This is a genomic window from Micromonospora sp. CA-248212 (assembly GCF_050948405.1).
GTDB lineage: Bacteria > Actinomycetota > Actinomycetes > Mycobacteriales > Micromonosporaceae > Micromonospora.
Window position 1 is genome coordinate 4,335,035 of record NZ_CP192023.1, and the last position, 21,612, is coordinate 4,356,646.

Annotated in this window: 17 protein-coding genes and 1 pseudogene; 2 read left to right on the forward strand and 16 right to left on the reverse strand. The window is 70.0% G+C overall.

Annotation, left to right across the window (positions count from 1 at the left end):
• Positions 1-7: 7 nt before the first annotated feature.
• The 7 genes and pseudogenes from ACQP03_RS20605 to ACQP03_RS20635 all read right to left on the reverse strand — a co-directional run bounded on the left by ACQP03_RS20605 (position 8) and on the right by ACQP03_RS20635 (position 7,388).
• Positions 8-1,360, reverse strand: coding sequence for a cation:proton antiporter (locus tag ACQP03_RS20605; RefSeq protein WP_357125263.1), 1,353 nt, complete (start codon positions 1,358-1,360; stop codon positions 8-10).
• Entirely contained in the window at positions 1,357-2,688 is a 1,332-nt protein-coding gene (locus tag ACQP03_RS20610) for a PLP-dependent aminotransferase family protein (RefSeq protein ID WP_433458021.1), read from the reverse strand. The genes ACQP03_RS20605 and ACQP03_RS20610 overlap by 4 nt, the downstream gene beginning before the upstream one ends.
• Positions 2,689-2,768: 80 nt before the next feature.
• Positions 2,769-3,839, reverse strand: a pseudogene (locus ACQP03_RS20615) (alpha-hydroxy acid oxidase); the annotation flags it as partial.
• 5 nt (positions 3,840-3,844) lie between these two features.
• Positions 3,845-4,924 carry a 4-hydroxyphenylpyruvate dioxygenase gene (hppD, locus tag ACQP03_RS20620; RefSeq protein WP_357125260.1) on the reverse strand — a complete coding sequence of 360 codons (1,080 nt, stop codon included), beginning with the start codon at positions 4,922-4,924 and terminating at the stop codon, positions 3,845-3,847.
• Between the two features lie 45 nt (positions 4,925-4,969).
• Positions 4,970-6,325 carry an NAD(P)/FAD-dependent oxidoreductase gene (locus tag ACQP03_RS20625; RefSeq protein WP_357125257.1) on the reverse strand — a complete coding sequence of 452 codons (1,356 nt, stop codon included), beginning with the start codon at positions 6,323-6,325 and terminating at the stop codon, positions 4,970-4,972.
• 21 nt (positions 6,326-6,346) lie between these two features.
• Positions 6,347-6,625, reverse strand: a complete 279-nt coding sequence (locus ACQP03_RS20630) for a phosphopantetheine-binding protein (protein WP_355047938.1) — start codon at positions 6,623-6,625, stop codon at positions 6,347-6,349.
• A 208-nt stretch (positions 6,626-6,833) separates the two neighbouring features.
• The gene (locus ACQP03_RS20635) at positions 6,834-7,388 is read right to left on the reverse strand and encodes a TetR family transcriptional regulator (protein ID WP_357125254.1); all 555 of its coding nucleotides are present in this window, start codon (positions 7,386-7,388) and stop codon (positions 6,834-6,836) included.
• A 332-nt stretch (positions 7,389-7,720) separates the two neighbouring features.
• Here ACQP03_RS20635 and ACQP03_RS20640 point away from each other — a divergent pair, with 332 nt between their 5' ends.
• A complete protein-coding gene (locus ACQP03_RS20640) occupies positions 7,721-8,143 on the forward strand; it encodes a methyltransferase family protein (RefSeq protein ID WP_357125250.1) in 423 nt (140 codons plus the stop codon).
• Positions 8,144-8,268: 125 nt separating this feature from the next.
• Here the strand turns inward: ACQP03_RS20640 and ACQP03_RS20645 are convergent, their stop codons facing one another.
• The 5 genes from ACQP03_RS20645 to ACQP03_RS20665 all read right to left on the reverse strand — a co-directional run bounded on the left by ACQP03_RS20645 (position 8,269) and on the right by ACQP03_RS20665 (position 13,919).
• Positions 8,269-8,472 (reverse strand): hypothetical protein, encoded by a 204-nt coding sequence (locus ACQP03_RS20645; protein ID WP_357125247.1) that lies wholly within the window; start codon positions 8,470-8,472, stop codon positions 8,269-8,271.
• A gap of 722 nt (positions 8,473-9,194) precedes the next feature.
• Entirely contained in the window at positions 9,195-10,631 is a 1,437-nt protein-coding gene (locus ACQP03_RS20650) for an MFS transporter (protein ID WP_357125244.1), read from the reverse strand.
• A gap of 9 nt (positions 10,632-10,640) precedes the next feature.
• Positions 10,641-11,186 carry a flavin reductase family protein gene (locus tag ACQP03_RS20655; RefSeq protein WP_357125241.1) on the reverse strand — a complete coding sequence of 182 codons (546 nt, stop codon included), beginning with the start codon at positions 11,184-11,186 and terminating at the stop codon, positions 10,641-10,643.
• Positions 11,187-11,191: 5 nt separating this feature from the next.
• Positions 11,192-12,751, reverse strand: a complete 1,560-nt coding sequence (locus ACQP03_RS20660; RefSeq protein WP_433458025.1) for an amino acid adenylation domain-containing protein — start codon at positions 12,749-12,751, stop codon at positions 11,192-11,194.
• A 31-nt stretch (positions 12,752-12,782) separates the two neighbouring features.
• On the reverse strand, positions 12,783-13,919 hold the full coding sequence (locus ACQP03_RS20665; protein ID WP_357125234.1) for an acyl-CoA dehydrogenase family protein: 1,137 nt from the start codon (positions 13,917-13,919) through the stop codon (positions 12,783-12,785).
• Between the two features lie 151 nt (positions 13,920-14,070).
• Between ACQP03_RS20665 and ACQP03_RS20670 the strand changes: the two genes are divergently transcribed.
• Positions 14,071-14,661, forward strand: a complete 591-nt coding sequence (locus tag ACQP03_RS20670) for a TetR family transcriptional regulator (RefSeq protein ID WP_357125231.1) — start codon at positions 14,071-14,073, stop codon at positions 14,659-14,661.
• On the opposite strand, the gene ACQP03_RS20675 is transcribed toward ACQP03_RS20670, so the two are convergent.
• From ACQP03_RS20675 to ACQP03_RS20690, 4 genes are read right to left on the reverse strand one after another with little or no spacing between them, the layout of a single operon-like run.
• A complete protein-coding gene (locus ACQP03_RS20675) occupies positions 14,639-16,387 on the reverse strand; it encodes a hypothetical protein (protein ID WP_433458028.1) in 1,749 nt (582 codons plus the stop codon). The two genes, ACQP03_RS20670 and ACQP03_RS20675, sit on opposite strands and share 23 nt — an antisense overlap.
• A gap of 8 nt (positions 16,388-16,395) precedes the next feature.
• On the reverse strand, positions 16,396-18,063 hold the full coding sequence (locus tag ACQP03_RS20680; RefSeq protein WP_355047928.1) for an NAD(P)/FAD-dependent oxidoreductase: 1,668 nt from the start codon (positions 18,061-18,063) through the stop codon (positions 16,396-16,398).
• Between the two features lie 21 nt (positions 18,064-18,084).
• Positions 18,085-19,848 carry an NAD(P)/FAD-dependent oxidoreductase gene (locus tag ACQP03_RS20685; protein ID WP_433458030.1) on the reverse strand — a complete coding sequence of 588 codons (1,764 nt, stop codon included), beginning with the start codon at positions 19,846-19,848 and terminating at the stop codon, positions 18,085-18,087.
• 20 nt (positions 19,849-19,868) lie between these two features.
• Positions 19,869-21,608, reverse strand: coding sequence for an NAD(P)/FAD-dependent oxidoreductase (locus tag ACQP03_RS20690; protein WP_357392591.1), 1,740 nt, complete (start codon positions 21,606-21,608; stop codon positions 19,869-19,871).
• Between the last annotated feature and the right edge of the window lie 4 nt (positions 21,609-21,612).

The following is a 21,612-nucleotide window of genomic DNA, read 5'->3' on the forward strand; positions in this document are numbered from 1 at the left end:
CGGCCCGCTACGCGGCCGGCGGGGCGCCCGTGCCCGCCGGTCGGACGACCGGTCCGGTCGCCCACTGCTCCTCGTGGTCGGCCTTGCGCAGGAGTTCGTCGGCGCTGTGCGCGACCCGGGACATCGCCAGGCGTAGCAGCGGGGGCGCCATCATCGACGTGACGATGGCGACGAGGGCGATGATCGTGAAGGTGGCGATGTCCAGGACGCCGAGCCGCAACCCCACCATGGCGACGACGATCTCGACGACGCCCCGGGCGTTCATGCCGGCGCCGACGGCCAGGGACTCCCAGTGGCCGAGCCGGCTGGATCGCGCACCGAGGTACGCGCCCGTGAACTTGCCGAGGATCGCCGCCGCGAGGACCACGAAGGCGGCGATCGCCACGTCGCGGTCGAGCAGCACGCCGAGGTCCATCCGTAGGCCGGCGGAGGCCAGGAAGATCGGTGCCAGCACGGTGAGCACGACGGTCCGCAGGGGGGCCAGCACCGCCCGCCGATCCCGGATCGCCTGGCCGACGAGAATGCCGGCGACGAACGCGCCGAACACCGCCTCCATGTGCAGCGACTGGGTGATCGCCGCGCCGACGAGGACGATGATCACGGCCGTGACGATGGTCGGCCCGCTCTCGGTGGACCGGCCGGCGAGCCGCAACGCTCCACTCACCAGCGGCCGGCCGACGACGATCGCGGCGACCACGAACGCCACCAGCAGCAGCAGGGACAGCGCGACCTGACCCGCGCGTACGCCGACGGTCGCCATGGCCGACACGACCGACAACAGGAACCAGCCCACGGCGTCGTCGACCATGCCGGAAGTCATGATCAACTGCCCGACGTCGCGGTGGATGAGCTTCATGTCCGCCAGCGTCTTGGCGATCACGGGGATCGCCGTCACGCACATGGCAACGGCGAGGAACAGCGCGAACACCGGGCGTTCGGTGGTGTCCGGCACGAGGACGGCCGGGGCCAGGTACCCGATCAGGATGCCGAAGCCGATCGGGATGAGCAGACCACCCAGACTGATCCGGAGCGCCGAGGTGCCACGGCGGCGGACGATCCGGGTGTCCAACTCGATGCCGGCCACCCCCACCAGCAGCAGGACGCCGATCTGGGCGACCGCGTCCAGCAGGTGCATCTGCGCCGGGTCGGCGGGGAACAGCCAGTCGTGGACCGCCGGAGCGGCGTGGCCGAGCAGCGACGGCCCGAGCACCACGCCGGCCATCAGCTCGCCGACGATCTGGGGCAGGCCGAACCGCGCCGCCAACCGGCCCAGGCCGAGGCCGAGCAGGAGCAGGGACGCGATCTGGACGAGCAGGATCACGACCTGTCCGCCGGCCAGCGGCATGATGGGTGCGTTCATACCGGCCTCATCTCCCTGATCAGGGCCGCCAGTCGGTCGAGCCCCTGCTCGATCTGCGGTGGCTGCAGCAGGCTGACCGACAGACGGAGCTGGTGGCGTCCACCTCCGTCGGCGTAGAAGTGGTGCATCGGCGTCCACAACACACCGAAGTCGCGGGCGGAGCGCTCCAGCAGCGCGTCGTCCACCACGAACGGCACCGTCACCACGAGGAAGAAGCCCCCACCGGGGGTGTTCCAGGAAACGCCGGTACCCGGCCCGAAGCGCGCGGCCAGGCCGTCCAGCACGTGCCGCAGATTGCGCCGGTACGCGCCGGCCTCGCGCTCGTTGGCGCGGACGAGACTGCAGTCGTGCTCCAGCAACTTGCCGGCGATGATCGCCTGCGCCAGCGGTGAGGTGTTGACGGTCACCATGCTCTTGATCTTGGAAAGCTCGTCGGCCAGCAGGCCCGTTCCCCCGGGGCCGGCCACCGGCTGGTCAGCGACCACGTAACCCACCCGGGCGCCGGGCATCCCGGTCTTGGCGAACGAGCCGAGATAGACGACCCGACGGTCGTCGTCCATGGCCTTGAGCGTGGCCGGGCGGTCGCCACCGGCGTGGAACAGCCCGTACGGGTTGTCCTCGATGATCAGCAGATCGTGTTCGGCGGCCGCGCGCAGCACCGCCACCCGGGTCTCGGTGTCCAGGCTCGCCCCGGCCGGGTTGGCGAAGTCGGGCACGAGGTACAGCGCGCGGGGGCGCTGCCCCGCCGCCCGGGCGTCGCGCACCACCCGGGCGAGGTCGGCCAGGTCGATGCCGCGCGAGCCGTCCCGCACCGGCAGCGTGGTCATGTCCACGAGCGACGCGGCCCCGCGAATGCCCACGTAGTTCGGCGAGACGGCCAGCAGCACGTCGCGGGGGTCGGTCCGCAACGCCCGCAACACGAGGAACATGCCCTCCTGCGCGCCCACCGTCACCACGACCGACTCCGGGTCGACGTCCATCCCCTCGTCGACGGACAGGTTGCGGGCCACCAGGTCGTGCACGATGCCCTTGGTCCGCCCGTACTGCAACAGCGTGCGGTTGACCTGACGTTCGCTCAACCCGTGCTCGTCACGCAGATGGTCGCAGTAGCGGCGCAGGTAGCGATGCACCGCCTCGACCTCGAAGAACTCCTCGTAGGGCCGGCCGGCGGCGAACGACACCGCGTCCGGGAAGCGACCGGCGATCTCGTTGAGGAAGGTCATCGAGTCGAGCACCGGGTCGGCCAGCGAACCGTGCAGGTCGGCCAGGGCGATCGGCGCGCGGGCGCCCACCGTGGTCGTCCCCGACCGGCCGGTCACGGGGACCATCCCGCGAGGGCATCACCCGACGCCCGGCCCCGCCCCGTCGACACCGGCCCGCCACCGGCCACGGTGGTGCCGTGGCCCAGCGCCCGCAGGTCGGCGCAGCCCATCATCGCCATCGCATCCTCCAACTCGGCCCGCAGCAACGAGAGCACCCGGCGGGCCCCGGCCCGGCCACCCACCGCCAACCCCCAGAGAGCGGGCCGACCCACCAGCACCGCGGACGCGCCGAGGGCCAGCGCCCGCGCCACGTCCACGCCGCTACGGACGCCGCTGTCCAGGAGCACCGCGCACCGGTCGGCCACGGCCGCGACCACCGGCTCCAGCGCCGCGATGCTGGGCACCGCGCCGTCGAGCTGGCGGCCGCCGTGGTTGGACACCACGACCGCGTCCGCCCCGAGGTCCGTCGCGCGCACCGCGTCGTCCGCGTGCAGGACGCCCTTCACGACGATCGGCAGCCGCGTCCGTCGCCGCAGCCAGTCCAGATCCCGCCAGGACAGCCTCGGGTCGAAAGCGAGACCGGTGTGCACCATCAGCGCCGAACTGTGCAGACCGCCGGAGTGCGCTGCCGCGCCGACCTCCGGCGGCAGGTTGGCGGCCACCACGTCGTCGGGCAGCGTGAACCCGGACCGCATGTCCCGCAGGCGGCGACCCATTCGGGGCACGTCGACCGTCAGCATGAGAGCCCGGCAGCCAGCGGCCTCGGCGCGTGCCACCAGATCGGCGACCAGCCCGCGGTCGCGCAGCCAGTAGAGCTGCATCCAGACCTCCGCCTGGGTGGCGGCGATCCGCTCGACCGGCTCGCTGCTGAGCATGCTGGCGACGAAGACCGCGCCCTCGTCCCGGGCCGCCTCGGCGAGCGCCACCTCGCCGTCCGGGTGCAGGAGCCGCTGGTAGGCCATCGGCGCCACCCCGACGGGCAGACCCATCGGCGTGCCCAGCAACTCCGTGCCGAGGTCGCAGGTGTCCGTACCCACCAGCACCCGGGGGACCAGGTGCACCCGGTCGAACGCGTCCCGGTTGTCGCGCAGCGTCGACTCGGTGCCGCTGCCCCCGGCCACGTAGTCCCAGACGGGCTCGGTCAGCACCCGCCGCGCCGCCAACGCCACGTCGTCGAGGCAGAGCAGGCCGGCGAGGTCGGTGCCCTGGGCCGCGATGGTGGTCACAGGACGTCGTGGGTCTTGGTCCGCTCCGCCTCGACCGCCTCGTACAGCGCCCGGATGTTCCCGCTGCCGAAGGTACGCGCACCCAGCCGCTCGATGACCTCGAAGAAGAACGTCCGGCGCGGATGGGTGGACCTGGCGAAGATCTGGAAGAGCTGGCCGTCGTGGTCCTCGTCGACGAGGATGTTGCGGGACCGCAGCTGGTTCACGTCGTACCGGGCGAGGTCGAGTCGCTGGCCGAGCAGGTCGTAGTAGGTCTCCGGCGTGCGCAGGAACTCCACGCCCCGATCGGTCAACGCCGAGATCGCCGACACGATGTCCGGTGAGCACAGCGCCACGTGCTGCACACCGGGGCCACCGTGCCCCTTGAGGAAGTCGTCGATCTGCCCGGCGGCGGCCGAGGCGTCCGGCTCGATGAGCGTGAGCGTGACCAACCGCGACGGGCTCTGCACCACCTTGGAGAACATCGCCTGGCTGCCGACGAGGATGTGCTCCTCGAACGTCATGTCGAAATCCAGCACCGTGCGGTAAAAGTCGACGGTCGGGTCGAGCGTGCCCGCCTCGAGGCAGACGGCGAGGTGGTCGACCACCCCCAGCCCCAGAGCCGGCCCCGCCTCCGGCAGGTGCCCGTCCGGAAGACCGGGCGTCAGGCCGGGCAGCACCGGGCCGGCCGACCCCTCGGGTGGCTGGACGAAGGTGTGCGTCACGTCGCCGAAGCCGCCGACCGTGGCCGTGACGAACCCGTCGCGGACGGTGGGTTCCACCACCGTCCGCGCGCCGCGGGACACCGCGACCTCGAACGCCGCCGCCGCGTCCGCGGTACGCATCGCCAGGTCGGCCACGCCGTCGCCGTGCTGCTGCACGTACAGGCTGGCCGGGTGCGCGTCGGTGAGCCCCTCGGTGACCACGAGAACCGTCGAACCCTGCCGCAGTGCCACCGACACGTGGTCCTCGTCGCGGCGCGAACCGACGACGGCGAAGCCGTACTGTGCGGCGAGCTCGCGTGCGGCCCAGACCGCGTCGGTCACATGGAATTCGACGTGGTGCACAGCCAGGTCGCTGAACACACTGCTGCCCACGCTCACTGATGTCCCCCCTACCGGGGCCGCACGGCCCCCTTGTGGTCAGAAGATGGGAGCCGCCGTCGGAGCGGACAGCTCACCGAGATACGGATGCCAGAGGTGTTCGGGGTCCTGCTCAACGGCCCGGATGACGTTCCGCATCTCGACGAGCGCCTTGGGCTCGGCCTCGTCGTACATGTTGCCCTGCAACATCTTCAGCACGTCGAGGCGATACCGCGGGTCCTGGACGAACGCGGTGAACAGGATGTTGAGCCGGTAGTAGGCCGAGATGAACTCGTACCAGTTGCGGACGCCGCGCCGCAGCAGCATCTCGTAGGTGGCGAACCGCTCGCGCTTGAAGTCGCCCGCCTCGGCGGCGGCGATGATGTCGTTACAGGCCAGCCGAGCGCTGTTGAGCGCGATGCTGACGCCGGTGGAGAAGATGGGATCCACGAAGCGGGCGGCGTCCCCGATCATGACGAAGTTGTCGCCGCAGATCTGCTTCATCGCGTAGCTGTAGTCGCCCTCGGCCTTGAACGGCCGCACCTGCTTCGAGCTGCGCAGGGCTGCCTCCAGCTCGGGCCGGCTGCCCACGCACTCCCAGAAGAACCCTTCGAGATCCTCCCGGGCCGCCTCGGCGAACCGGCTTTTCTGGGTGACGACGCCGATCGACGTGACCGTCTCGGTGATGGGGATCTGCCACACCCAGCTGTCGGTCAGCGGCAGGAAGTGGATGAAGATGAAGTCCGACTTCGCCTGCTCGGCCGAGAGCGCCTGTCGATCGAAGCCGTCGAACCAGGTGTGGATCGCGTACTGGTTGAAGACCGAGTCGGCCACCTTCACCTTGAGCTGGCTGCCCAACGTGGTGTTCCGGCCACTGGCGTCGATCACCATGCGCACCGGCACCTCGCGTTGCCCGTCCGCGGACCGGGTGTGCAGCACGGGGTGTTCGCCCTCGAAGTCGACGCGGTTGACCCGCACGCCGTGGTGGACCTCCGCGCCGAGACTCGCCGCGTTCTCCAGCAGGATCTGGTCGAACTTGCCCCGGTCGACGTGGAACGTGTAATCGCGGTCGACGCCGGCCTGATCCCGCTCGTTGAACATGACCTCGGCGAGCCGGAAGTCGTGGGTGAGGTTGGAGAAGCCCATGTGGCTCACCGGCCGCGACTCGGCCGACGTCCACGCCGCGCCGAACTTGCGCGGGAAGCCGGCCGCCTCGACGGCTGCCATCGCCCCGGTCTCCAACAGCACCGGCGTGGTGGCCGGGACCAACGACTCGCCCACGTGCTCGCGGGGGAAGTGGGCGCTCTCGAAGACCACGACGGACAGCCCCGCCTTGGCCAGGTAGGCGGCGGCCGTGGACCCGGCGGGTCCGCCTCCGATGATGCCGATGTCCCACTCTGCTGGCTTGGTGTTCATGGCGCCTCCTCGGCAGGCCTGTCAGGCGCGGGGCAACGACAGGATCAGATCGGTGATGGTGTCGAGACTCCGGAAGTGCCGTCCCGTGATGTGCGAAGGCGGCACGTCGACGTCGAGCTCCGCCCGGACGAACGCGATGAGCCGAGCTGTGTTCAGTGAGTTCAGAACGCCCCACTCCAGCAGTGGCGAGTCGGGGCGCAGGTCAACCCCGGTGACCGCCTCGTCCTGGTCGCCAATCAGCTCGTGGCGCACGTACACCATCAGTTGGCCGAGTATCTCGTCGCGTTGGTCTGTCGGCACAAACCCCTCCCAGGTCGCCGGACGTGGTCTCCCCCGTGGGGCGTCACCCGGGAGGCCGGGAAACCCACCGGCGCTTCCCCCTCTGATGACATCCCTGTTCGATGAATTCTAGAAGCCCACGCGGGTTCGTCAAGGGGGATGCCGCGCAGGGATCGACGTCGGCCACTGGCGCGACGACGGTGAAGCCCGCCCACCGAGGGCGGACCGATCAGGCCAGGACGCCCGTGAGGTAGGTCTGGATGGCCTTGCCCGTGCCCGCGGCCAGAGCGGCGGCGGTGAGCTCGGCGATCGCCGGGACGCGGAAGACGTACCGGGTGGTGGCGAGACCGATCAGGTGCGAGCCGACCATGGCGGCGCGCAGCTCCGGCTGGGAGTGACCCAGGGCCCGGGCCAGCGGGAGGATCACCTGGTCGCCGAGGAAGTTACGGACGGCGTCCGCCGCCATGTCGTTGGCCGTCATCGACCGGAGGATGCCGCCGAGTCGCGCCGCCGTGTCGGGCTCGTCCCAGTGACTGAAGAACAGCTCGACAGCACGTCGGCCGACCTGGCCACGAGGGCCCTTCATCGCCCGCTCCACCAGATCCGGCGGCTGCAGGGCACCACGCACCGCCGCCTCGAACAGGCCTTCCTTGGTGAGGAAGAAGTGGTGCACCAGCGCGCTGTCGACGCCCGCCTCCTGGGCGATGGTGCGGACCGTGGTGCCCTCGTAGCCCCGCTCCGCGAACTGGCCACGAGCGATCTCGAGGATGAGCTGATGGCTCACCGTCGGCCCGACACGTCGCCCCGTCCGCCGTCGTGGAGCACCGTTCGGGGACACCTCCGCGCCCACAAGTTCACCTTTCCCAGTTCATCGCATGCCCTATTCATCGTATGGGGGCAAACGCCATAGTATCGCCTTCCTACGTGCGGAAATACGGAGGTTCTGCGGACAGGCAACGACAACAGTACGTAACGATGCCTTGACATGGTGCCCCGCACGCGCCGTAGCATGGCGCAGTGCTACGAACACGGGCCGTCGTCGGAAGTCTTGTCTTCTTTTGCGCCGCGCCGGGTGTGGTCGCCGGCTTCGGTCCATGGTGGATTTCCGACTGGGAGGTGGAAACACCGTTCGCCTACTACCAGCCGGTTCGAGTCCTCGGCGCGCTGATGCTGGTCGCCGCGGTGGCGTTTCTCCTACAGTCGTTCGTGCGCTTCGTCGTGGAGGGGCTGGGCACTCCGGCCCCGGTGGCGCCGACCGAACACCTGGTGATCGGCGGCCCCTACCGGTACGTCCGCAACCCGATGTACGTCGCGGTGGTGACGGCCATCCTCGGCCAGGCACTGATCTTCGGCCAGGCCTCGCTCCTGTGGTACGGGTTGGCCATCGCCCTCATCCAGGCCGCGTTCGTGCGGTTCTACGAGGAACCCGGTCTGCGCCGACGATACGGCGCCGCGTACGACACGTACCGCGCCGCGGTCCCGGCGTGGATTCCCCGCCTACGGCCGTGGCAGCAGGGGGCCAGCTCACCGCAGGCGTGATCCGATAGCCCGCCTCACCAGCCGTGCGGCCGATCTGACGAGCCGCTGACCCGCGAAGGGACTGCCATGTCGCCTACCCCCGAGGGCTGGCTGCCCTCCGCCCACGACGGAGGGCAGCCAGCCCGCTAGGCGACCCGCTGCCGGGTGGGCAGTTCCGCCTGCGTCACCGATGCCTGGCAACTGGCCGTCAACACCGGCAGCCGCCCGGAGACCTCGGCGATCAACTCCCCCCGCAACAGGTCCTCGCCGGCGGGTTCCCCCCAGATGACGAGCCGGCAGTTCACCTGCTCCGCGCGCACCGATGCCGAGGCCGTCCAGATAATGGGCATACGGTGTCGTGCCGCTCCCAGCAATTCCACCGTGACGAACTCGGGAGCCGTCTTGTCGGTGCCGTCGCACTGTTGGAAGCCGACGTGCGCCGTAATCTCACCAGTGCCCAGGTAACTTAATTGAAACATTACGCGGAACTCGTGCCCGCCTACGTCCGCCGGCAATAGTCCCGCTGTCAATAAAAGCCCTTCTGGCTCGTAGAAGAGTACCTGGACATCCGTAACCGCCAGTGCTGATGACTTCATATCCCTGGTGGCCCCATCCCCCATTAGCGTACCGCCAGTTCATCGATGGATGTTATCCTGCCGACGGCCGCGCTGTCCCCCCCTAAATGGGTGGGCGATCACGCGGCACCGGTCGGGTTGCAGACCGTTACGGCCCGAATAGGTCTCATCGGGCATCAGGCGCCGGGCAGAGATGTCGCACACGAATGCGAGCACGGCAATCGCCCGCCACCGGCCAACCCGGTTGACGTGCGCCAATGCCGATGTAGCCCGCCACGACCCTGCGGTCCGCGCCGTGACGTCCCGGACCGGGCACGTCGAGCCGGCGCCCGCCGCCTCCGCGACGCAACCAGCTCCCACCATCGCGCCTGCCGACATTGCGACACGAGCTACCGGTGGTCAGCCACCTCACCATCGATGGATTCGATCGCGCCAAGCCCCCCTGGCGCGATCGAGGCCCCGACCGCAGGGCCGGGGCCTCGATTCCCGTGGACCGCTCAGGTCGGGGCGCCCGCCGCGAGGACCTCCTCCTCGTCCTCCTCGACCGCGTGGCCGTGACCCTGGGTGCGCAGGTGCGGAATGAACAGCGCGATGACCGCGCCCGCGGCAAGCGCACAGGCGGCCACCAGGTGGGCCTCCTCCAGGCCGTTGACGAACGTGGTCACGGACTCGTAGCCGCCGTTCGCGCCGAGGATCGCGCCACCCACCGACACGCCCATCACGGTGCCGGTCTGGCGGATCGCGTTGGACACACCGGACGCCACGCCCTCCAGCTCGGCGGGCGCGAACCCGAAGGCCAGGCGGCCGATCGGCGCGAGGAAGATGCCCAGGCCGAGCCCGGTGATGACGAACGGCACGACCAGCTTCGAGTACGTCAGGTCGCCGACGACCGAGCCGATCCAGCCCACGCCGATGGCCTGCATCGTCAGGCCCAGGATCACCAGCGGCTTACCGCCGATCTTGTCGGTCAGGATGCCCGAGATCGGTGCCGCGATCATCGGCATGGCCGTCCACGGCAGCGTGCGAACGCCAGCCTCCAGTGGCGAGTAGCCGAGGACGCTCTGCAGGTACTGGGTGCCGAGGAAGACGGCGCCGAAGACGCCGAACGGCATGATGATGGTCGCCACCATGGTGAGACTGAAGCCGCGGCTGCGGAACAACGACAGCGGCACCATCGGCGTGCGTGCCCGCGACTGCCAGAAGATGAACACGAGCACGAGGAGACCGCCGACGATGAACCCCGCCAGGATGGAGGGGCTGTCCCAGCCGGCGCTGTTGCCCCGCACGAGGCTGGACACGATGCCGAGCATGCCGGCGGTGACCAGGACGACGCCCACCGGGTCCAGGCGACCGTAGCCGCCACGGCTCTCGCGAACCCGCGTCATCACCGGCAGCAGCAGCAGACCGATGGGCACGTTGACCCAGAAGATCCACTGCCAGGACCAGGCTTCGGTCACCGCGCCGCCGATGACCGGCCCGAGGGCGATACCGAGACCCACCATCGCGCCCCACAACCCGAACGCGTGGCCGCGCTGACGTGCCGGCACCACACTGGCCAACAGCGTGAGGGTCAGCGGGAGAACGACCGCCGCGCCCAGGCCCTGCACCGCGCGTGCGGCAATCAGGAACTCGATGTTGTCGGCGAGGCCCGCCAGCCCGGACGCAATGGTGAAGACCAGCAGCGCGATGGTGAAGACCTTGCGCCGGCCGAAGCGGTCACCGAGCGCCGCGCCGGTCAACAGAAAGACGGCGAAGGTGAGCGTGTACGCGTTGACGATCCATTCAAGATCTTCAAGGCTCGCGCCGAGCTCGGTACGGATGACCGGTAGCGTCGTCGTGACGACGAGGGTGTCGATTGCGACCATGAACACCGCGACCAGGGCCGCGACCCATGTCCATGCGGCGCTGTGGGTCGCTGGTTGGTTCTTGTCCACTCTGTTTCCCTACTCGAGATGGATTGACTGGGAAGGATCGCTGGGACGCTGCCCGTTGCGCTCCTCTCGTCGGTAATGGGGGCGAGAGACCCGGACATATGTCCCGCGCCAATACCCCAGCGGGAATCGGTCCGGCGCCGTCGCCCCACCGACGAGACGGCCGAGCACGATGGCGTGATCACCAGCGGTGATCACGTCATGCAGCGCGCACTCGGTGAAGGCGACGGTCGGTTCCAGCCGTGGCATGCCGGCCACGTCGCCGGGACGCCAGGCCACATTGGCGAACTTGTCGCTGCTGTAGCTGGCGAACAGTTCGGAGACCTCGTGGCCGTCGGCGTCGAGGAAGTTGACGGCGAATCCGCCGGTCTCCCGGATGGCGTCCAGGGTCGAACTCACCTGCCGCACGCAGAACAGCAGCAGTGGCGGGTCCTTGGAGACGCTGCAGACCGACGACGAGGTCAGGCCGTGCGGCCGACCGGACGCGTCGATCGCGGTCACCACGCTGACGCCGCTGGCCAGCGAGCCCATGATCGCCAGGAACGCACTCGGTTCCACGTTGACTAGTTCGGTGCCAGTAATGGTCCACCTCCTTCGATCGCCGCCAGCAGCGCGGCTCGATCGGTCTTTCCGTTCGGGGTGAGCGGTAGGCTCGTGGCCGCCTGGACGGAGTCGACGATCATGTAGGTCGGCAGCTGTCCGGCGCACCAGCGCTTGATCTCCAGCAGGCCGGGCCGGCGGTCGCCCGCCGGCACCACGACCGCGTGCAGCCGCGCGGCGAGCCCGGCGCCGGCGACGACCACCGCGGCCGCCGCGACGTCCGGATGCGCGGCGAGGACGGCCTCGATCTCGCCGGGCTCCACCCGGTTGCCGCGCACCTTGGCCATGTCGTCGCGGCGGCCCAGGTATTCCAGCGTGCCGTCGGACGACATCCGCCCGAGATCACCCGTTCGGTACGGTCCACGCTGCGGCTCCCACCCCCAGTAGCCGAGCATCACCGTGGGCCCGTCCGCCACGATCTCGCCCTCCGGGCAGTCGCCGCCACCAGCGGCACCTGCGCCGTCAAGGCTCGGCGGGACCAGGGTCAACACCGCGCCGCTGGCCGGTCGGCCGATCGGCAACGGGCGGTCGCGCCCCTCGTCGGCGTCGGTCACCTCGTACGACGCGCAGACGTTGGTCTCGGTGGGCCCGTACCAGTTGAGCAGCCGCACGCCCGGCCAGGCGGCACGGAGTTCGTGCACGTACCGGATCGGCATCACCTCGCCGGCGAAGACGCAGGCCCGCAGGGCCGGCGGCGGCGGGCCGTCCAGCAACCCGCCGTCCCGGATCATCAGGGTCAGCGCGGACGGCACGGAGTACCAGATGGTGATGCCCTCGTCGCGCACGAACCGCGCCAACTGCACCGGCGCGTAGGCCAGCTCGGCCGGGACCAGGTGCACCGACGCGCCCGCGCGGAACGCCGCGTAGAGGTCGAAGACCGACAGGTCGAAGTTGAACGGGGCGTGGTTGGCCAGCCGGTCCCGTGGCGACACGGCGAGCAGGTCACCGGCCCACTCGACGAACGCCGCCGCGTTGCGGTGGCTCAGGCTGACGCCCTTCGGGGCGCCCGTCGACCCGGAGGTGTAGAGGATGTACGCGGGCTCGTCCGGGGCCGGTCGGTGCACCGGCGGCAGGTCACTCTCGGCCCCCAACCGCTGCAACTCGTCCAGCGACACCAGCGGTGGCCCGTCCGGAACACCGCCTTCGCGGGCGACCCGGTCGGCGGCCGGACCGTCCGCCACGACGACGGTCGCCGCGCAGTCGGCCGCGATGCGCCACACCCGGGCGGGCGGGTTCGCCGCGGACACCGGAACGTACGGCGCCCCCAACGACAGCGCCGCCTGCATGACGGCCACCGCGTCGGCCCGTTTGTCGGACCACAGCACCACCCGGTCGCCCGGGGACACCCCCGCACGCGCCAGCCCCGCCGCCAGGCGCCGCGCGGCCGTCGTCAGCTCCGCGTACGTGAGCTGGCCGTCGTCCGCGATCACCGCCGGCGCGTCCGGTGTACGCCGGGCCCACTCGGCCACGTAGCCGTGGATTCCCGCGCCACCCGGCGTGTCGGACTGGTCCACGTCCCGCACGGTCGACACCTCCCTGGTCAAGCCGCGGCCCTCACAGGCCCAGTTCGCGGGCGATGAGCAGACGCTGGACGTCCGACGTGCCGGAGAAGATCGTGCTGGGGACGGCGTCGCGCAGCATGGTCTCGATCCCGGTGTCGCGCAGGTATCCGAGTCCACCGAACAGGCGCACCGCGTCGAGCGCCCCGGCGACCGCCGCCTCCGAGACGGCCAGCTTCGACAACGCCACGTTGAGTTCCGAGCCGCCGCCGTTGTCCATCTCCCAGCAGCAGCGATAGAGCAGCAGCCGCGCCGACTCCGTCCGCAGCTTCATCTCGACGATCCGGTTCGCGACCGCCTGGAAGTCGCTGATGCGCCGGCCGAACTGGCGGCGCGAGGTCACGTGCTCGACGCAGCGCTCCACCAGGCGGTCCAGCAGGCCGACGTATCCGGCGAACAGGCAGGCCCGCTCCCAGCGCATCGAGTGCTGGAAGATCGCGGCGCCCTGGCCCGGCTCGCCGAGCACCCGCTGCGCCGGCACGAGGCAGTCCTGAAAGGACACCCGGCCGGCCGGCGCCGACACGAGGCCCATCTTGTCGAACGGCTCGCTGACCGTCAGGCCGGGGGTGTCCCGGTCCAGCACGAACGCGGTGACACCGAGATGGGCGGCCGCCGGATCGGTGGTCGCGTAGGTCACCAGCACGTCGGCCACCGGTCCGTTGGTCACGAACGTCTTCTCGCCGTTGAGCAGGTAGCCGTCCGCCGTCTCCGTCGCGGTGACGGCGAGCCGCGAGACGTCGGAGCCCGCGCCCGCCTCGGTCATCGCGTTGCCGGCCACCACCTCGCCCGAGCAGATCCGCGGTAGGAGGCCCTTCTTCACCTCCGGTGTGCCGAACCCGGCGATCGGCACCGCGCACGCGAACTGGTGCGCGCTGGCCGCGAACACCAGACCGGTGTCCGCGCACCCCCGACCGAACGCCTCGACACGCAACGCGGTGTCCAGGGCGCCCAGCCCGCCGCCGCCGTACTCGGCGGGAATGCAGAGGCCGAGCAGCCCCAACCGACCGAGACGCCGCCAGGCCTCGCGGTCGTGCAGCCGGCTGGCGTCGGCGGTGGGCGGGAAAGCCCGCTCGGCGCTCGCGCGCACCTCGTCGTAAGCGTCCCGCTGTTCAGGCGTCCAGGCGAAGTCCACGGTGCCCCCTCGGCCGCGCGGTGAACCGGCGCGACGGAATGACCGGCTTGCAGGAGCAACCCGGACCGGACTGACATATCCTCAAAGGTCTAGACTCAGGCATTTGATCGGGCCGTGCGCTCGGGCGTACGGGAACTCGTAAGAGGTTGCCTTGACGACGCAGCAGGGATTCGACGGTGGCAGCGGCATCCGGCAGGCGATCCTCGACGTCACCCGGCGGGAGATCTCCGAGTGCGGCCTGACCGGGGTGAGCATCCGCAGCGTCGCCCGGCGCGTAGGTGTCGACCCGCGGCTCGTGCGGCACTACTACGGCTCCAAGGAGCAGCTCCTGCGGCACGCGGTGCAGGTCGACGGCAACCCCGTTGAGCTGGCCGAACAGCTGCTGGCCGGCAGCCGTCGCCGGCTGGGTCGGGCCACCGCGACGGCCCTGCTCACCCACTGGGACAGCCCTCGTACGACGATCTCCTACCGGGCCCGGCTGTCCGCCTCGCTGACCAGTGAGGAGATCGCCGAGCTGATGCGCGACGAGTTCGTACGGGCGTTCTTCGGCACGTTGGCCGAGGGCGTCAGCCCCGACCGACACGAGCTGCGGGCGGCGCTCGCCGCGTCCCAGGTGATCGGCCTGGCCCTGTGCCGCTACCTGATCGACGGCACCGAGCTGTCCCGGCACGACCGCGACGATCTGGCCCGGATGATGGGTCGCACGATCCAGCACTACCTCACCGCCGACCTGGCTGAGTGACGCCGGGCGCGTCGGCGGCCGAGCCGTCCGCGCGTTCGACGTCGTGGGCCGCCGCCCGCCCGTCGTCGACCGACGCCCGCCCCCGGGTCGGCGACGGCGCGTCATCCCGCCGGCCGGTCACGTTGTCCTTGGTGAGCAGCCGCTTGAAGTCCGCGGGCGCCACCGTCATGACCCAGGCCACCATGAGGAGCCGACGGGGCATCGTGAAGTGGTAGTACCGCGCGTTCGGGTCGCCGAACCGGTACAGCGGCGGCACGAACCGCGCCCGGCGCAGCTCGCGGAAGATCATGTCCGCCGCCTCGGACTGCCGCAGCCCACCGGCCCGGACCCGGGCGAACACCTCGAAGAACCAGTCCAACATCTGGCGCAGACCGTCCGGGGTGCGGAACCACAGCCCGCCGTCGGCGAACCGCTCGACCGGATCCCACGTCCCGGCGGCCAGGGCATCGTTGGTGGCCCGCTTCAACGACAGGTGGCCCAGGATCTGCCAGAGCAGCCAGACCCGGCTGTACGCGTTCCACAACGCGAAGCTGCCGGCGGCCGTGCGGGCAGCGGCCAGGATCTGGTCGTTGAACTCGATCAGGGCGTCCTGGAAGGCCGCCGCCTCGGCCAGCACGACACCCGTCGCCGGCTCGTCGCGCAGCGCTCGCGGCAGCGCGGCCCCGAGCGCGTGGACCATCTCCGCCGTCATCGTCACGTCCCGGGACAGGAACTCGTCGGTACGGCAGGCCGACCGCTCCATGGCGAACCACCGTGGCCCGTGGGTCACCGCCGCCCGGCGCTGCCAGTGGGGCGAGGTGGTCCAGCCGCCCTCTGCCGTGGCGGACGCGAACTGCTCCGCCAGGCTCGGGAAGGGCGCGACCAGTGCCCGGAACGCGGCGTCCGGGTCCGCCGGCAGGTCGTCGAACCGGTCGTGGTCCAGCCCCACCGTCACGCTGCACAGGTCGCTGGCCGCGTCGTCGTGGTTGCGGAAGTCCACCACCTGGATCCAGCCGCCGTCGAAGAGGTGGTGCACGGTCCCCCGCGACCAGGTCGTCGCCCGGTGGTAGTCGGCGAGCCGGCTGCACTCCTCGAACGGCCGGACGCCGCGCAGGTGGGCGTGCATCATCTTCGACCGCAGCAACAGCGGTCTCGGATCACCCTCGGCGGTCGCCGCCCGCAGGGGCGACTCCTGGTCGCGGGCGTCCACCACGAACCGCGCGGTCACCGTCTGTCCGGAGCCGAAGGTCAGGTGTGCGGCCTCCGGCGCCAGCCGGACCTCGGTGGTGGACGCCCGTTCCGGCAGCACCGACGCGCCGTACCGCACGGCCAGCTCCCGGGCGTACCCGTCGACGACCGGCCGGTAGAGGTGCCACTCGCTGTGCTCGCCCGGCACGTGGAACTGCACGGCGTGCGCCGGGTCGTGCCGGCGGCCCGCCGTGTGGTGCAGGAAGGCGAGGCTCTTCTTGATCCCGCTGGTCCGGCGCACCGCGTCCGGCAGGTCCTCGAAGTGCGCGAAGGAGGCGATCTCCGGCACGTCGAACCGCTCGGCCAGCAGGTGCAGCACAGCGGTCGTGTACGGCACGGTGCTGTCGCCGGACGGCAGCACCGTGTCGTCGGGCGAGCCGACGAGCAGGACCCGCAGGTCCTGCTTGGCCAGTACCGTGGCGAGCAGGCCGGTCGCCAGATGGCTGCCCAGGATCACGACGTCGTACGACACCGGGGCGTCGGGTTCGATGGTGGTCATCCGGTCTCCTAGAAGATCTTCCGGCCCATGAGCTGCTCCTTGCCGGCCTCGCGCAGGAAGCCGAGCATCAGCCGCCGCACGTCCGGCGGCGCCTTGGTCGCCGCCCAGAGCATCGTCCGGCCGATCTTGAGCGGGGTCGGGTTGATGAACCGCAGGTGGCGGTCCTTCCAGCCCCAGTGGTCCGGCACGAAGGGCGCCCGGTTGAGGTGGTCGTAGAGGGCATCCGCCGCCTCGTCGCCGGTGATCTTGCCGGCCTCGAAGTCACCGCACTGCTTGACCATGTCCTCGAACAGCTCGCCGTAGCCCTCGTGGTCGGACCAGTGCAGACCCGGGTTCTTCACCTCTTCCAGCTCGTTCAGATGCCGCTCGTCGCCGGTGGAGCGCCACCGGCGGTACGCCTCGTGGGCCCGGAACGTGCCGGCGTTCGAGCCCCACGCCCAGATCCGGAACACGGCCGTCCACAGCGAGTAGTGCTCGAACGAGGCGTACGCGGCGTTGACCAGCTTGTCGTTGCCGTCGAACAGCGCCTGCTGGCGGGTGTTCACCCCCTCGAACCGGTCGGCCGAGAAGTCGTCGTCACCCACCGCCCGCAGGATCCGCCAGGCCAGCACGTTGACCGCCTCGCAGGTGTTGGACAGACCACGGGAGAACAGCGGGTCGATGAACGCCGCGGCGTGGGCCAGCAGCACCCAGCGGTCGCCGACGGTGGTCTTGGACGAGTACTGCACCCGGTCCGTGCCCACCCACTCCCGCATCGGCCGGGCGCCCTCGAACTGCGCCGCCATGCCCGGGAACCGCTGCATGTGCTTCCAGAAGTCCTCCTCCGGCGACATGCCGGGAGTCTTCGGGTACATCCGCGGGTCCATCGTGAGGCCCACGCTGCACAGCGGGTTCTTCGAGTCCTTGTGGTTGTTGAACGCGATCACCCACGACCAGCCGCGCGGGAACAGGTGGTGGACGGTGCCCTCGTAGAACGGCACCGGCGGCTTGTCCGCGCCGGTGCGCTGGAACACCTCGTCGGTGGTCTTGAGGTCGATCATGTGGTTCCACACGGCCCGCGAGTGGTGCTTGTACCGGCAGGGGTCCTCGCGCAGCCCGAACTTCTCGGCCAGCGGCGAGCGGTAGCCGCTGGCGTCCACCACGTACCGGCTGCGGAACTGCTCGCCCCGGGTCGAACTGACCGTGACGCCGGAGTCGTCGAAGTCGACGTCGGCGATCGTGAAGTTCACCCGCGCCGTGCAGCCGTACTTGATCGCCGCGTGGAACAGGTACGCGTCGGTGTCCTGCCGGTACATATGCGGCGTCTCGTGCAGCAGGCTCGGGAAGTTGAACATCGTGACCTGCTTCGGGTCCTGCGGCTTGCCCTCCTGGTGGTTGAGGAAGGCGAAGTGGTCCTTCTTGCCGTGCCAGGGCGAGATGATCTTCTGGCAGGCGGTCAGCGTCGCCAGGGTCATCAACTCCGGCACCTTGTACCGCTCGGACATGGTGCGCAGCGACACCAGCATGTTGGGGATGGTCGACTCACCGATGGCGAACTTCGGGTGCGCCTTGGCATCGACCAGCAGCACCTTCGCGCCGTTGCGGGCCAGGATCGCGCCGAGCATCGAGCCGGCGAAACCCGCGCCGAGAATGGCGACGTCATATGTGGCCTTCTCGGCCTCGATCAATTCACTCACCGTGCACTCCAATTCCTCGGGTTACTTCGGCTCGGGGACGCGCAGCCGGGAGCCGAGCACCGGCCAGCCAGCGAGTTTCTGTTTGATCTCCTCGACCGGCTCGAACTCGCCCCGGGCGAAGCGCTTGCGCATGAAGAGGGTCAGACCCTCGTAGGTGAGCTCACCGATCGCCGGCGGCGCGTCCCGCTTCGCCCAGCGCAGGGTGCCGAGCACCTTGGCCGCGGACGCGCCGGTGATCCGAATCGCCGGGTCGGCCAGGCCGAACGCCGGCGGCACGAAGCGCGCGCTGGCCAGCTGGTCGCGGATCTGCTTGGCGACGTCCTTCGGCTCCGCCTCCCCCGCGTCGACGGCGCGCATCATCCGGCTGACGCCGGCCAGGAACTCGAGCACCTCGGCGTGGTCCGGGTCGTCGACCTTGGACCGGTCGAACTCGCGCAGCTCCACCCGCCACCACGGCCGTTCCATCCGCCGCAGCACGGCGGGGTCGCGGGTCTTGGAGTAGAGCGCGTAGCCCCGGTTGATCTCGAAGGTGGAGAGGATCTGGGTCAGCGCCCACACCCGGAACCAGGCATCCCACAGGTCCCAGTCCCGGAACGCGATGTACGCGTTGTTGACCAGATCGTCGTTGAAGTCGAGCTGACCCTGCTCGAGCTCCTGCACGTACTCGAACCGCTCGACGGCGAAGTCGTCGTCCTTGAGCGCGTCCAGCAGCCGCTGGGTCAGCGCGTTGATGATCTCCATGGTGTTCGACAGGCCACGCGAGAACAGCGCGTCGACGAAGCCCGCCGCGTGCGACATGAGGCACCAGCGATAGCCCACCGTCTTCTTCGGCGAGTACTGCAGGCGGCCCGTGCGCACCCACTCGCGCACCGGGGTGGCGTTGGTGAACTGCTGCGCGATGCCCGGGTACCGGTCGAGGAACTGGCGGAACTCCTCCTCCGGCGAGCAGTCCGGCACCGGGTACCGGCGCGGGTCGAACTGCACGCCGACGCTGCACAGGTCATTGGTGGACCGGGGGTGGTTGTCGAACGGGATCACCCACATCCAGCCGCCCTCGAAGATGTGGTGCAGCGTTCCCTCGTGCCAGCGGGTCGGGTTGCCGTACGTCTCGCGCGGCGCGAAGTCGTCGTACGGCCGCACACCGACCATGTGCGTGAACAGCGAGCGGGAGTGGTGTTCGAGCCGGGTCGGCTCCTCCCGCAGGTCGAACTGCTCGGCCAGCGCCGAACGGAAGCCGCTGGCGTCCACCAGGTAGCGGGCCCGCACGGGCGCGCCGGGGCCGACGTCGAGCGTCACGCCGTCCTCGTCGACCTGCACACCCGCGATGCGCGTCTGCTGCCGGATCACGGCGCCGTACTTCGCCGCGACCGTGAGCATGAAGTTGTCGATGTCCTGCCGGAAGAAGTGGTTCTCGGTGTTCAGGATCTTCGGGATCTGGAACATGTTCGCTTCTTCGGGCCGCTGCTGCTCGCCCGGGCGCTGGTAGACGAAGCCGAAGTTCCTCTTCACCCCGCCGGTGGTGTTGATGTGCGCGTACACCGACTCGAAGGTGCTCAGGTACTTGATCTCCGGCACGCCGTACCGCTCGCTGATCAGCCGCATCGCCATCGACGTGTACGGGATGGTCGACTCGCCGACGGCGAAGCGGGGGTGCGTGCCGGCGTCGATCACCAGCGTGTGCGCGCCGTTGGCGGCCAGGCACGCCGCCAGGGTCGAGCCGGCGAGCCCGGAGCCGATCACCACCACGTCGAACATCCCGTTGTGCGCGGCAGCACCTTCCATCATGGACTCCTTATCCATCGGATTCACTTCGGCGTCGGGACGCGGAGCCGCTTACCGATCACGGGCCAGCGCGCGAGAAGGTGCTTGAGTTCCTCGCCCACGGCGAACTCGCCGGGCGAGAAGCGCTTCTTCATGAAGAGCGTCAGGCCCTCGTACGTGAGGTCGCCGACGGCCTTCGGCGCCGTCTTGCGGGCCCAGCGCAGGGTCTTGCCGATCTCGAAGAAGTTGGCGTCGGTCCACTGGTTGTCCGGGTCGGCCAGGCCCCACGCGGGCGGCACGAAGTCCGCCTCACGCAGCAGCCGCAGCAGCTCGGCGGCCGTCTCCCCGGAGTCCGCCCGCCCCTCCTGCACGGCCCGGGTCATGTCGTTGACCTGCTGCAACAGGACCATGACCGCGCCGTACGGCGCGTCCTGCGGGATGACCCGTCCCCGCCACCACGGCCGCTCCAGCGGTGCCAGCACCGCCGGGTCGCGGGTGTCCAGGAAGCGGGCGTACGCCCGGTTCACCTCGAAGGTGGCGATGAACTGTCCGAGTGACCAGATGCGGAACCAGGCGTCCCACAGCCGCCAGTCGCCGAACGACGTGTACGCGTTGGCGACCAGGTCGTCGTTGAAGTCGAGCAGACCCTGCTCGAACTCCTGCATGTACTCGAACCGCTCGACCGAGAAGTCGTCGTCCTCGATCGCGGAGAGCAGCCGGTGCACCAGCGCGTGCATCGTCTCCAGCGAGTTCGACAGCCCCCGGGAGAACAGCGGGTCCAGGAAGCCGGCCGCGTGCGAGGTGAGGCACCAGCGGTAGCCGACCGTCTGCCGCGACGAGTACTGCAGCCGGCCGGTGCGGGTCCAGTCCCGCACCGAGCGGGCTTCGGCGAACTGCGGCTCGATGTCCGGGTACTGCGCGATGAACCGGCGGAACTCCTCCTCCGGGGAGCAGTCCGGCACCGGGTGGATCCGCGGGTCGAGCTGGAGGCCGACGCTGCACAGGTCGTTGGTGCCCCGCAGGTGGTTGTCGAACGGGATCACCCACATCCAGCCGCCACGGAACAGGTGGTGCAGCGTGCCGTCGTGCCAGGGGCTGGGATGCCCGTACCGGGACTTGGGGGCCAGCTCGTCGTACGGCCGGATGCCGACCATGTGGGTGAAGAGCGACCGCGACTGGTGTCGGAACCGGGTCGGCTCCTCGCGCAGGCCGAACTGCTCGGCCAGCACCGAGCGGAAGCCGCTGGCGTCGACCACGAACTTGGCCCGGAAGTGACCGCCGGTGTGCTTCAGCGTCGCACCGTCGTCGTCGATCTCCACGCCGGTGATCCGCACCTGCTGGCGCACGGTGGTGCCGTACTTGGCGGCGACCGTGAGCATCCAGTTGTCGATGTCCTGGCGGTAGAAGTGGCTCTCGGTGTGGGTGACCTTGGGAATCGGGAACATGTGGGTCTCGCGCGGGTCCTGGCGCTCGCCCGGCCGGTGGTAGACGAACCCGAAGTTGCGCTTGACCCCGGACGTCGTGTTGATCTTGGACTGGACGCCCTCGAAGGTGGACAGCCACTTGATCTCGGGAACCCCGTACCGCTCGCTGACCAGCCGCATCATCATCGACGTCGCCGGAATGGTCGACTCGCCGATGGCGAACCGCGGATGGGTCGTGCCGTCGACGATCAGCACTTTCGCGCCGTTGCGGGCCAGGCAGGCGGCCAGCATGGTGCCGGACAGGCCGGACCCGATGATCGCGACGTCGTACTCCGGCGTGCTGCGCGGATGATCAGTCATGTCG

Bases quoted from the DNA above. Each gene is read 5' to 3' on its own strand.
- ACQP03_RS20605 (WP_357125263.1), bottom strand. From the start codon at position 1,360: ATGAACGCACCCATCATGCCGCTGGCCGGCGGACAGGTCGTGATCCTG.
- ACQP03_RS20610 (WP_433458021.1), bottom strand. From the start codon at position 2,688: ATGGTCCCCGTGACCGGCCGGTCGGGGACGACCACGGTGGGCGCCCGC.
- ACQP03_RS20625 (WP_357125257.1), bottom strand. From the start codon at position 6,325: ATGAACACCAAGCCAGCAGAGTGGGACATCGGCATCATCGGAGGCGGA.
- ACQP03_RS20645 (WP_357125247.1), bottom strand. From the start codon at position 8,472: ATGCCCATTATCTGGACGGCCTCGGCATCGGTGCGCGCGGAGCAGGTG.
- ACQP03_RS20675 (WP_433458028.1), bottom strand. From the start codon at position 16,387: ATGACCACCATCGAACCCGACGCCCCGGTGTCGTACGACGTCGTGATC.
- ACQP03_RS20685 (WP_433458030.1), bottom strand. From the start codon at position 19,848: ATGATGGAAGGTGCTGCCGCGCACAACGGGATGTTCGACGTGGTGGTG.
- ACQP03_RS20690 (WP_357392591.1), bottom strand. From the start codon at position 21,608: ATGACTGATCATCCGCGCAGCACGCCGGAGTACGACGTCGCGATCATC.